This is a genomic window from Arthrobacter sp. TMT4-20, from assembly GCF_054510775.1.
This window is the reverse complement of the sequence record NZ_JBTNDW010000002.1, coordinates 250915-262826: the sequence shown is the minus strand read 5'-3', so window position 1 is coordinate 262826 and position 11912 is coordinate 250915. Positions and strand designations below refer to the sequence as shown.

Genomic DNA, 11912 nt, shown 5'->3' with positions numbered 1-11912 from the left:
CCCTCCCCTCCCCCCCCCCCCCCCCGCCCCCCCCCCCCCCCCCCGCCCCCCCCCCCCCCCCCTCTTCCCCCCCCCCCCCGCTTTTATGGTGCAGCTAGAAGGTGAAGTGGAACACCGAGACGGTGCCCGCAGTCACCGGCAACTGGACGGATTCGGCGCCGGGGACGAATCCGGGGATCGCCGGCCGTTCCCCGGCCGGAACGGGTGCGGCAAAGGCACCATCGATAATGGTTGAGTCTTCGGCGCCGTACGACGGACCAGCGAGCTGGGTCATCGAGCTGGTGCGTGCTGCCGCCGGCAGTTGCACCGTGACATCAGTCTGTGCGGCTACCTCGGGGTTGTTCTGGTTGACCAGAATCACGCTCATGCTGCCGTCTTCATGGCGCACCACGTAGCTGTACGCCAGGCCGCCGCCCTGTGCGGTGTGCTGCAGGAACGCTCCGGGTGGCAGTTCGGCAACCATCGACAGGCCGTAATAGTTGGCCCGCTCGTCGAAGGTCGCATCGGGCTGGAGGTAGGGTCCGCCGGAGCAGATGGACGACATGGGAGGTCCGCCCTGGCAGGTCAGCAGCGAGCTGTGGAAGCTCAGCCGGGGGATACCGATCTGCGCCGCACTCAGCGCATAGTCAACGCTCCACAGCGCTGATGCGTGGGTCTTGGTGGTTTCGTTTGATCCTGGGCAGGCGGAGATCCCGGTTTCGGGGATCCAGGTTTCCAGGCCGGCCGCTTCGGCGGGGGCCAGCGCTGCACGGCGGTAATTTTCGGCACGGTCATGGATCGCCGAAGCCATCAGGTTCTCCATGATGGGCTCGCCCAGGGGATCATTCGATCCGTCACACTGCGACAGCGGGTAGTGGTGGAACGAAAGAATCTTCTCCTGCTGCAGGTCAGCCTGGGTGAACGGCTCCCACCAGGCCTCCGCATAGGTGCCGGGGCCCACGATGCGAACCTCGGGCGCTACCTCATACATCGCATCCGCATAGGCCTTGAGTTCCTCGAGGTATTCGGGGATACCCCAACCGGACGGCCGCAGACCATTGGTGGGATACCCGTTGGGCTCGTTGCCGATGGTGATTCCGACCAACCGGTCCCCGAAAATGTTCGAGGCATGCATGGTCATGTCAGCTGCGCGCTCAGGATCGTAGTTGCCCAGGTCCACGGTCAGGCTGATGGTGGCGTCGGCTGCTTCCAGCAGGGTATTGACCCGTTCCAGGTCGGCTGGGCCGGCGGCACGCACCGGGTGAGCTTTGTCGCCTTCAAGGTTCCCGGGGATTGCCTCGTTGGATGACGTCCAGAAGAACCGGCGATCCACAGCGTTACCCCCGAACCGAAGCATTGGGCGCCCCAGACCGGTCAGGCTGGCCACGATCTCGGGATTGTCGCCGGACATCCGAGGGTCGGCGAGGTCGGTGGCTTCCAGTGACAACCCGATGAGGTTGGACGGCAGCTCGGTGCCGGTCGGCTCGTCCGATACCTCAATGGTCATCGCTTCGACAGCTTCCAGCGGCGACCCCGCTGGTGGGCCGGCCTGCTCATAGAAGACAGTCGGCGCTGGCGGCAGCGGCTCCGTGGACGCCGGCGACGGCTCGGGGGTGGGAGCTGATGACGTTTCGACCGCCGCTGCACTCGGCGACGACGACGACGGCGACGACGACGGCGTCGCACGTGGCTCCTCGTCCTGGGCGAGTGCGGAAATGCCTACCCCCGCGCCAACCAGCACCACGATGGTTGCCAGTCCGGTCGCAACCATGACCTTCGGGCTCGGTCGGGAACGCTTTGCGGGTTCTTGCCCGGTCTCCTCCGGTGCAGGATCAGGCGTCAGGCTATTGGGGTAATCGGACATTATTCTCCATCGTTGTCAGCTCCTAGCCAGTCTAACCAGCCAACAGCCTGCTTCTTTTCCCCTATCTCAGGTAAGGGTTCCAGTCCAGTCACGGCGGCGTTTCCTGGGTCCGTTCACACGGCCGAAACATGGCTGTCACGCATTCTTTACCGCGGTGCGGGTTCTGTAACTTCCCGGCAATCAATTGGTTCACGGATCGGAAACACAGCGTAGGCAGACTTACGAATGCGGGAACTCCCCGCCACTCGCGAGAGGATGTGACGATGGATCTGACAGCAGGTCACGTCTGGGTAATGATTTCGGCCGCCATGGTGCTTCTGATGACACCAGGGCTGGCATTTTTCTACGGCGGAATGACGCGCGCCAAGGCCGCACTGAACATGATGATGATGAGTTTCATCGCCGTCGGTTTGGTCGGCATAGTGTGGGTTCTCTGGGGATATTCAATGACAGGGGGCGACGGCGTTGCACAGCTTTTCGGTAACCCGTTCGCCTCATTCGGTCTCGAAGGGCTGATCGGCAGCGAGGACATGATCGGAGCCGGGTTCGGCGTAACCTTCGCCATCATCACCGTCGCACTGATCAGCGGGGCGATTGCCGATCGGGCCAAGTTCGGCGCCTGGTCGCTCTTCGTACCCATCTGGGTCACTGCCGTCTACTGCCCACTGGCCTTCATGGTGTGGGGTGGCGGACTGCTGAGCGCAGATGGCGCTGTTGGCGGCGCGGTTGGTGAAGCAATCGACTTCGCCGGTGGAACGGTGGTTCACATCAGTGCCGGCGTTGCAGCACTCGTGCTCGCAATCATCCTCGGCAAGCGGCAGGGCTTCGGCAAGGATCCGGCGCAGCGCCCCCACAACGTGCCGCTGGTTATGCTCGGCGCAGCACTGCTGTGGTTCGGCTGGTTCGGATTCAACGGCGGCGCCGCTGGCTCCGCCGAAGAAGCGGGTCTCATCTGGGTCAACACCATGGTCGCTCCGGCAGCAGCGATGGTCGGCTGGCTCGTCCTTGAACGTTTCCGCGACGGACGTCCCACCTCCCTGGGCGCAGCCTCGGGTATTGTCGCTGGTCTCGTTGCCATCACGCCCGCATGCGCCAACGTCACCCCCATCGGTGCGATTGGTCTGGGCCTGGTCGCCGGCGTGCTGTGCGCCCTGGCTGTGGGCCTGAAGTACAAGCTGGGCTTCGACGATTCACTCGACGTCGTAGCGGTCCACCTGGTCGCTGGCACCGCCGGCACCATTGCCCTGGGCTTCATCGCCATGCCGGTCGACGGCGAAGGTGGAGGCCTCTTCTACGGCGGCGGCGGCGGCCAGTTGCTCGCCCAGGTGGTGTCGGTCCTCGTGGCTGTCACTCTCTCGGCCGTGATGACCGCCATCATCGGTCTGGGCATCCACAAGACCATCGGGTTCCGCGTCACCGCGGACGACGAGGTATCCGGCGTCGACCTCTCCGAGCACGCAGAAACAGCGTACGAATTCGGCGGCCTCGGCGTCGGTGGACAGTTCCACCCCACTACCAATGTTGCAGCTACGGAAAATGCTTCGGAAAAGGTGAACTCATGAAGCTGGTAACAGCAATCGTCCGCCCGGATAAGCTCGACGGCGTCCGTGGAGCCCTCGAAACGTACGGCGTACAGGGCCTCACGGTCAGCGGGGCAAGCGGCTACGGAAGACAGCGGGGCCACACCGAGGTATACCGTGGCGCCGAATACACGGTCGACCTCCTCCAGAAGATCCGCGTCGAAGTGCTGGTTGCGGATGCCTGGGTCACCGACATCGTCGATGTCCTGGTCTCGACCGCCAACACCGGGAGGGCCGGTGACGGGAAGGTCTGGGTGATCCCCGTCGAGGACGCCGTCCGCGTCCGCACCGGTGAACGCGGCGACGCCGCACTCTGACCCGGCTCACCACGCCGACCGAAGTCACCCTTCGGCTCCGAAAGCACCGCCTGCAGCGGGTGTTCGGAGCAGGAGGGTGACTTTCGGTTTTTAGGCGGTTCCGCAGCGGCTAGTTGGTCCAGGCCGCGGGGCCGGGTGACCCTGCCGGATATTCGTCGAGCGGCACCTCATTGGCAGCCCACGCGGCGAGTACCGGATCGACGATCCGCCAGCAGTCCTCGGCGGTGTCGCCCCGCACCGACAGGGTCGGGTCGCCGGTCAGCACTCCTTCGAGGACTTCGCCGTAGGGCAGCAGCTCCGAGGCATTCAGCTCGACCCCCAGTACGGCCCGGTCCAGGGAAAAAATGTCGCCCGGGCCGTTCACATCGATTTCCAGCTTGAGGGTTTCGGGGCCAAAACCGATCCGCAACTGGGTTGGTGAGTCCTGCCCGGTGAAGCCCGCCGGGAGATGGCTGACCGGTTTGAACGTCACCAACGCTTCTTTCCGGTTCCCGCCCAGCGCCTTTCCCGACCTGAGGATGAACGGCACACCGGCCCACCGTGCGTTGTTGATCGACACGGTGATCTCCGCGAGGGTCTCGGTTCCGCGGGCCGGGTCGACGCCGTCCTCGGCCGCGTAGTCGGGGATCACCCGCCCATCGACTGTCCCGGCGGCATACCGGGCGCGCCGGGTACTTTTCGCGAAATCGGGGTCAACCGTGCTGGCGCGCAGCACGGCACCAAGGCCATCCCTCAGGTCGCGTTCGTGCAGACTGACCGGTGACTCCATCGCGAGGATGGCCATGGCGTGGAGCAGGTGACTCTGGATCATGTCCCGGAGGGCCCCGGCGCCGTCGTAATAGCCGGCGCGGCCTTCAAGGGCCAGCGCCTCGTCGTAGACCACCTCGACCCGATCGATGTGCAGGTTGTTCCAGACCGGTTCCAGCAGACGGTTGGCGAACCTGAGCCCCAGAATGTTCAATACCGTCGCCTTGCCCAGGAAATGGTCCACCCGGTGAATGTGGTCCTCGGGGACCAGCCGGGTCAGTGTTTCGTTGAGCCGGAACGCCGAGCCCTGATCGGTGCCGAAGGGCTTCTCCATGACCAGCCTGGTGTGATCCGGCAGATCGCCGGGGGAGAGCAGCTCGCACGCTTTCTCCGAGATTGCCGGCGGCAGCGCGAAATATACGGCGACCGGCCCCTGCAGGGAGGAAACCAGGCTGGCCAGTTCGCCGGGCGTGGTCACATCAATCTGGCGGTACACGCTCGTGGTCCGCAACAGGTCGAGCACACCCCGGCCGTCGTCGTCGGCCGCCTCCCGCGCACTGGCAAAAGACTGGGTGACCCGCTCCGACCACTGCTCGTCGCTCCAGTCGTCGTAGCCGGCGCCCACCAGCCGCAGGCCACGAGCTCGACCATGCTGAACCAGCCGGGCCAGACCGGGGAGTAACAGCCGGCCGGTCAGATCGCCTGACGCGCCCAGGATGAGCAGCGTCGAGACCTCCTGATCGGGGGCGAAGGGCAGGCTGTCCTGGACTGAGTTTGTATGCGTTTCCACACCATCCACCCTGCCACCTCGGTACCGAGATGTCCCGCAAGCCGCCGTCCGCCCCAGTTGGTACCCTTGATGGCAGAGCCTTTTATCCATCGAAGAAAGCAGTTCACGGCACGTGTTTAATTCACTCTCTGACCGGTTGACAGAAACTTTCAAGAACCTCCGCGGGAAGGGCCGGCTCTCCGAAGCCGACGTCGACGCCACGGTTCGCGAGATTCGTCGCGCCCTCCTCGACGCTGACGTCGCGGTCAGCGTTGTCCGCGAGTTCACCGCCAAGGTCAAGGAACGGGCGCTGGGCCTTGAGGTGTCCCAGGCGCTGAACCCGGGCCAGCAGGTCGTCAAGATTGTCAATGAGGAGCTTGTGGGAATCCTCGGCGGGGAAACACGCCGGATCCGTCTCGCCAAGAATCCGCCGACGGTCATCATGCTCGCCGGCCTGCAGGGTGCAGGTAAGACCACCCTGGCGGGCAAGCTGTCGAAGTGGCTCAAGGGTCAGGGCCACAGCCCCCTCCTGGTCGCGTGTGACCTGCAGCGCCCCAACGCGGTCAAGCAGTTGCAGGTCAACGGCGAACGCGCCGGGGTGCCGGTCTTCGCGCCGCACCCGGGAGTCAGCTCCGAGTTTGAAACCGCCACCGGTGACCCGGTCGCCGTCGCACGCGCCGGCGTTGCCGAGGCACGCACCAAACTGCACGACGTCGTCATCGTTGATACGGCTGGCCGCCTCGGTATTGATGCGGAGCTGATGCAGCAGGCATCCGACATCCGCGACGCCGTCAACCCCGACGAAGTGCTGTTCGTGATTGACGCGATGATCGGGCAGGACGCCGTCAACACGGCCCAGGCCTTCAACGAGGGCGTGAACTTCACCGGCGTCGTCCTGACCAAGCTCGACGGCGACGCGCGCGGTGGCGCGGCGCTGTCAGTTGCGTCGGTCACCGGAAAGCCGGTCATGTTCGCCTCGACCGGTGAGGGCCTGAACGACTTCGAGCTGTTCCACCCCGACCGGATGGCTTCGCGCATCCTCGACATGGGCGACATCCTGACCCTGATCGAGCAGGCTGAGAAGTCCTGGGACAAGGACGAAGCTGCGCGGATGGCGCAGAAGTTCTCCGACCAGGAGGACTTCACGCTCGACGACTTCCTGGCGCAGATGCAGCAGATCCGCAACATGGGCTCCATGAAGAAGATGCTCATGATGATGCCCGGCGCTGCCGGAATGCGGGAGCAGCTGGAAAACTTCGACGAACGCGAGATTGACCGGGTCGAAGCGATTGTGCGGTCAATGACCAAGCACGAACGCGTCGCACCGAAGATCATCAACGGCTCACGGCGTGCCCGTATTGCGCGCGGTTCGGGCGTTCACGTGTCCGAGGTCAACGGCCTGCTGGAGCGGTTCGGTCAGGCGCAGAAGATGATGAAGAAGATGGCGTCCGGCGGTGGGATCCCGGGAATGCCCGGCATGGCCGGACCTGGCGGCTTCAACGGCGGCGCACGCAAGGGTAAGGCCGTGACGAAGGGTAAGAAGAAGGCCAAGTCGGGTAACCCGGCGAAGGCAGCGCAGGAGCGGGCCGATGCCGAGGCTCGCCGTAACCGGCCGTCGGTTCCGTCGGGTGCAGCCTTTGGTGCCCAGAATGACTTCGACCCGTCCTCCCTGAACCTCCCGAAGGGCTTCGACAAGTTCCTCGGCAAGTAGGGCTGCCTCCGACAGACAGACTCGCCCCACACCTTGGGTCGAGTCAACACCACTGACGGTTTTTCGTTGTGAAATCCGTTATTTCTGTTGACTCGATCCATCCTCCCGGAAGCTAAGAGCGGCGCAATGACCCAGGAACGACTCGTCTTCGTCCACGGCAGCGGCAGCTTCGGCACCGCCGCGTGGCCAACCCAGCACGCCCTCGCGAGCAGCTACGACTGCCTTTACCTTCGTCGCCACGGTTTCGAAGCCGGAGCCGACCCGTTGCCCACCGATTTCCACGAGGATCAGCGGATTGTGGTGGACGCCCTTGGGGAGGGCGGACACCTGGTGGCCCATTCGCAGGGGGCGATCTCGGCGATGATGGCAGCAGTCGAGCGGCCGGAGCTGGTCCGCTCCCTGATCCTGATCGAGCCCGCATGCCTGTCCCTGGCCGCCGACCTGCCTGCGACCGCCGCGCACCGCGCACTGGTGGGGCCGCTCTACGAACGCCGCGGCTCGCTGTCGGATGAGGCATTCCTCCAGGAATTTGTCCGGCTCGTGTTTTCCACCGAGGCCCGGCACCCCGCAACGTCGGAGGCCCGCCGCGCTGCCCATCGGCTCAGGCTGCAGTCCCCGCCATGGGAAGCACCGCTGGACATTGTGCCAGGCGTTCCGACACTGATCATCACCGGTGGCTGGGAGCCGCTCTACGAGGAAATCGCCGGTTACCTGGCTGTTACCGGGGCCCAGCACATCGTCGCCCCGGGAGCCCACCGGCCGCAGGACACTCCCGACGGCGATGCCCTGATCCGCGAGTTCGTCGCCGCGCATGCAGGTACCGACGCCTAGCATCCGGCCGGTACTGACCGGGTTGTGATGAGCAACCCGGACACCGGGGGCCTCACGCGGCGCTGGCCCTACACTTGACCGCATGATCAGCATCCGCGAAGCCGAGAAGCTGGACCTCACCTTCCTGCCAGCCATCGAGGCGGCAGCTGATTCATTGCTGACCTATCTCAACGGAATGCCCCTCCCCGTGTCCCTTCCGGCGGGAGCGTCGCGATCGGAACTTGCGGCATCGCTGAAGTTGCTGGTCGCAGGCAGGCCGTGCATCGGGTTCGCCCGTCTGGAAGAGCTCGACGGCGGCGCGCACCTCGAGCAGCTCGCAGTCCTTCCCGCCCATGCGGGTAGGGGGACAGGGCGGGCGCTGGTCGAAGCGTCGAAGGACTGGGCGCGGCACGCTGGTTATCCCTGGATTACCCTGACTACCTTCGCGGATGTCCCCTTCAACGCCCCGTTCTACGCAACCTGCGGCTTCGAAACGGTTCGTGAGCCATCCCCGGCGCTGCTCGCCGTCCGAAACCATGAGGCAGCAATCGGCCTCGACCAAGTCGGTCGCAGAGTGTCCATGCGCGCCGCGTTGTAGCTCGGGCCTGAGGGCCTGCGGTGTGCAGACCTCCCCTCCTACTGGGCCGATCGGCGCCCCGACGACGGCGTGTCCCGGCCCGACACGTCAAAACAGTGCCAGGAGCTGGGAGGACCCGCACGGTGTCCAATGGAATAACTTGAAGCTTCAAGTAGTTATCTCCGATACAGCATCATGTTGAGGAGAACACCATGACCAACACCCAGGACTTATTGCCGGCCGACCTATCAATGGGCGCAGTGCTACTCAAGGTGGGCGACCTGCCCACAATGTCCGACTACTACCAGCGAGCCCTCGGACTCGAAGTCATCGAGGAAACCCGCGAAGGCGTGCACCTTGGTCGCGGAAACACGCCGCTGATTCACCTTGCGCCGGCGCAAGGACTCCAACTCCCGGCCCACGGGGAGGCCGGGCTGTTCCATACCGCGCTGCTTTTCGACGACCGGTCAGCCCTCGCCGCAACCGTCGCCGCGACCGCACAGTACGACGCCGGCCTGTACGTTGGCAGCGCCGATCACCTCGTCAGCGAGGCTTTCTACTTCACCGACCCCGAAGGTAACGGGATTGAGCTCTACTTCGACAAACCGCGCGACACCTGGCAGTGGACCACCGACGACACCGGACAGACGGCAGGAAAATCAGTCGTGATGGACAGCCTCCGGCTGCCGGCGGACACCTACCTGCGGGACCACCTGACCCAGGATGCGGTGACCGGCCAGGCCAAGGCGGCGGCCGTCGTCGGACACGTCCACCTGCAGGTCGGCGACGTCGAAACCGCCGGGAGGTTCTACGTCGACACGCTCGGATTCGAGCGGACCGCCGGCTGGCACGGCCAGGCGCTGTTTGTCTCGGCTGGGGGATACCACCACCACATGGCCATGAATGTGTGGAACAGTCGGGGCGCCGGACCGCGCAAAGACACGCTAGGGCTCGGGGAGGTACTCGTCCGGGTCCCAGCCGAGGACCATGTGGGAGCCCTCGCTGAGAGGCTGAAAGCTGCCGGGATCGACAACCACCACACCGGCAGCGAGCTACGCTTCAATGACCCGTGGAACAACAGAATCCGGGTGGCAGTGAGCTAGCGTGGCGTGATTCGTGCTGGAGTCTGCGATCTGGCACAATAGACCTGTACTCGATCCGGGCAGCCCCTCTCTCTGCGCGCGCATCTTGTCCTTTTGAACCCTCAGAGGTGGCCCGCCCCACGGGAGCACTGAGTAGGGTTCACCCCTTTAGATCATCAAGGAGTGACCACAACAGTGGCCGTAAAGATTCGCCTGAAGCGCATGGGTAAAATCCGCGCACCTTTCTACCGTGTCGTCGTCATGGATGCACGCGCCAAGCGTGATGGCCGTGCCCTCGAGGAAATCGGTAAGTACAACCCCACCGAGGAGCCCTCGTTCATCGAGATCAACTCCGAGCGTGCACAGTACTGGCTCGGCGTTGGCGCACAGCCAACCGAGCAGGTTGCAGTACTGCTCAAGATCACCGGTGACTGGCAGAAGTTCAAGGGACTCGAAGGCCAGGAGGGAACCTTGAAGACCAAGGCTCCCAAGGAAACCTTCGTCGCCCCTGAAAAGGGTTCGGTAATCGTTCCTGAAGCCATCACCCCCAAGGCCAAGAAGTCCGACGCCGAGGCACCAGCCGAAGCCGAGACTGAAACCGCCGAGGCCAACTAAATTGCTGGCCGAAGCGCTGGAACACCTCGTCCGGGGAATTGTTGACAGTCCCGATGATGTCAAGGTTTCCCTGAAGAACAACCGCCGTGGGGAAACCCTCGAGGTGCGGGTTCATCAGGACGATCTGGGCCGGGTCATTGGCCGCCAGGGCCGCACAGCCCGCGCCTTGCGCACCGTTGTGTCAGCCCTCGCCGACGGCGAACCGGTACGCGTGGACGTAGTCGATACGGACCGCCGCCGGGGCTAACAGCGCTTCAGCACACCAATTCAGCACAGTATTACATTGAGTTTGGCCCCGCACCGGATAATGGTGGCGGGGCCAAATTTTTGTCCACCTACCCCAGCAGCACCAGGAGTGTCAGATGGAAGTTCAGGTTGCCAGGATCGGCAAACCCCATGGTATTCGCGGCGAAGTGACAGTGCAGCTGTTCACGGATGCGCCGGAAGACCGGTTCGAGGCCGGGGCCATCTTTCGCGCCGAGCCGGCCGCGCTTGGCCCGCTGACGGTCAGCGGTGCCCGCTGGAACAAGGACATCCTGATCCTCGGGTTCGACGGGTTCTCTGACCGCAACGCGGCAGAAACCCTGCGCGGCGCCAAACTGTTCATCGATACGGATGAGGCAGAGGATGACGACGACGACGCCTGGTACGAACACGAACTGGTGGGTCTTGAGGCGCGGGTAGGGAACGACGTCGTCGGCAAAGTCAGCGGACTCCGCACGCTCGAGGTGCAGGACCTGTTGATTGTCGAAACCTCCGCAGGCCACGAGACGCTGGTCCCGTTTGTCGCCGAAATCGTCCCCGAGGTCAACGTCGCTGACGGTTATGTGCTGCTGACCCCGCCCGCCGGGTTGTTTGAGCTGAATCTGCCCGGATCCAATCAGGCAGGCCCGGACGACGGCGAAGTGACCGACGTCGACGACGACGGCCCCGCCGACCCTGCGTCTGACACAGACCCCGCCGACACTGCGTCTGACACAGGCCCCGCCGACCCTGCGTCTGACACAGACCCCGCCGCCGCCTCTGACGCTGAGGGCAGCGGTCGCTAAGTGCGCATCGACGTCGTCAGTATTTTCCCGGAGTACCTGGCTGCCCTCGATCTGTCGCTGATCGGGAAGGCGAGGCAGGACGGGTTGCTGGATCTTCGGGTCCACGACCTGCGCAGCTTCACCACCGACCGGCACCGTACCGTTGACGACACGCCCTATGGCGGCGGCGCCGGAATGGTGATGAAGCCCGAGCCGTGGGCATTGGCGCTGCAGTCAGTGATAGACGCGTCGCCGGCCGAGGGCCGGCCGGTGCTGATTGTGCCATCGCCTGCAGGAGCGGTCTTTACCCAGCAAATGGCCCACGAACTGGCTGAGGAACCGCACCTTGCTTTCGCCTGCGGCAGGTATGAGGGGATCGACGAACGGGTGCTCGAGTGGGCCGGTGACCAGTTCGATGTTCGGCCGGTCAGCCTCGGCGACTACGTCCTTAATGGGGGAGAAGTCGCAGTGTTGGCGATGGTGGAGGCCGTCGGTAGGTTGCTGCCCGGAGTGGTGGGTAATCCCGAGTCACTGGTTGAAGAGTCCCACTCCGACGGGCTGCTGGAATACCCGGTTTACACCAAGCCCTCCGACTGGCGCGGCCGCGGTATTCCCGAGGTGCTGCTCAGTGGCAACCACGCGCGGATCGCCCAGTTCAGGCGGGACGAACAGTTCCGGCGCACGGCACAGCGTCGGCCGGACCTGCTGGCCGGGTTGCCTGCCGGGACGCTGAGCAAGGCAGACCTGGCCGCATTGGCGCAGCTGGGGTACGTCGTCGTCGACGGGGCGCTGACCCGTCAACCGGAGATCACCTCCAAAAGCGTTGACTGACC

General features: G+C 64.5%; 12 protein-coding genes. 10 read left to right on the top strand and 2 right to left on the bottom strand.

Annotated elements, in window-relative coordinates:
* Window positions 1-94: 94 nt before the first annotated feature.
* Window positions 95-1843, bottom strand: coding sequence for a hypothetical protein (locus ACX80Z_RS04330; protein ID WP_459315005.1), 1749 nt, complete (start codon window positions 1841-1843; stop codon window positions 95-97).
* Between the two features lie 263 nt (window positions 1844-2106).
* Between ACX80Z_RS04330 and ACX80Z_RS04325 the strand changes: the two genes are divergently transcribed.
* Both ACX80Z_RS04325 and ACX80Z_RS04320 read left to right on the top strand, forming a co-directional pair.
* Entirely contained in the window at window positions 2107-3405 is a 1299-nt protein-coding gene (locus ACX80Z_RS04325) for an ammonium transporter (protein WP_019482928.1), read from the top strand.
* Window positions 3402-3740: a P-II family nitrogen regulator gene (locus ACX80Z_RS04320; RefSeq protein ID WP_019482927.1), complete on the top strand. Its 339-nt coding sequence runs from the start codon at window positions 3402-3404 to the stop codon at window positions 3738-3740. Before ACX80Z_RS04325 ends, ACX80Z_RS04320 begins: the two co-directional genes overlap by 4 nt.
* A 109-nt stretch (window positions 3741-3849) precedes the next feature.
* On the opposite strand, the gene ACX80Z_RS04315 is transcribed toward ACX80Z_RS04320, so the two are convergent.
* The gene (locus tag ACX80Z_RS04315; RefSeq protein ID WP_024475466.1) at window positions 3850-5277 is read right to left on the bottom strand and encodes a glucose-6-phosphate dehydrogenase; all 1428 of its coding nucleotides are present in this window, start codon (window positions 5275-5277) and stop codon (window positions 3850-3852) included.
* Window positions 5278-5389: 112 nt separating this feature from the next.
* Here ACX80Z_RS04315 and ffh point away from each other — a divergent pair, with 112 nt between their 5' ends.
* The 8 genes from ffh (at window position 5390) to trmD (ending at window position 11910) form a co-directional block, all read left to right on the top strand.
* The gene (gene ffh / locus ACX80Z_RS04310) at window positions 5390-6967 is read left to right on the top strand and encodes a signal recognition particle protein (RefSeq protein WP_019482925.1); all 1578 of its coding nucleotides are present in this window, start codon (window positions 5390-5392) and stop codon (window positions 6965-6967) included.
* 126 nt (window positions 6968-7093) lie between these two features.
* Entirely contained in the window at window positions 7094-7798 is a 705-nt protein-coding gene (locus ACX80Z_RS04305; RefSeq protein WP_459315004.1) for an alpha/beta fold hydrolase, read from the top strand.
* Between the two features lie 82 nt (window positions 7799-7880).
* Window positions 7881-8375, top strand: a complete 495-nt coding sequence (locus tag ACX80Z_RS04300; protein WP_459315003.1) for a GNAT family N-acetyltransferase — start codon at window positions 7881-7883, stop codon at window positions 8373-8375.
* Between the two features lie 191 nt (window positions 8376-8566).
* The gene (locus ACX80Z_RS04295; protein ID WP_459315002.1) at window positions 8567-9457 is read left to right on the top strand and encodes a VOC family protein; all 891 of its coding nucleotides are present in this window, start codon (window positions 8567-8569) and stop codon (window positions 9455-9457) included.
* Window positions 9458-9631: 174 nt separating this feature from the next.
* Window positions 9632-10051, top strand: coding sequence for a 30S ribosomal protein S16 (gene rpsP, locus ACX80Z_RS04290; RefSeq protein ID WP_019482921.1), 420 nt, complete (start codon window positions 9632-9634; stop codon window positions 10049-10051).
* Between the two features lies 1 nt (window position 10052).
* Window positions 10053-10298 carry an RNA-binding protein gene (locus tag ACX80Z_RS04285; protein ID WP_019482920.1) on the top strand — a complete coding sequence of 82 codons (246 nt, stop codon included), beginning with the start codon at window positions 10053-10055 and terminating at the stop codon, window positions 10296-10298.
* A 115-nt stretch (window positions 10299-10413) separates the two neighbouring features.
* Window positions 10414-11100 (top strand): ribosome maturation factor RimM, encoded by a 687-nt coding sequence (gene rimM / locus ACX80Z_RS04280; RefSeq protein WP_459303871.1) that lies wholly within the window; start codon window positions 10414-10416, stop codon window positions 11098-11100.
* Window positions 11101-11910 carry a tRNA (guanosine(37)-N1)-methyltransferase TrmD gene (gene trmD, locus ACX80Z_RS04275; protein ID WP_459315001.1) on the top strand — a complete coding sequence of 270 codons (810 nt, stop codon included), beginning with the start codon at window positions 11101-11103 and terminating at the stop codon, window positions 11908-11910.
* Window positions 11911-11912: the final 2 nt, after the last annotated feature.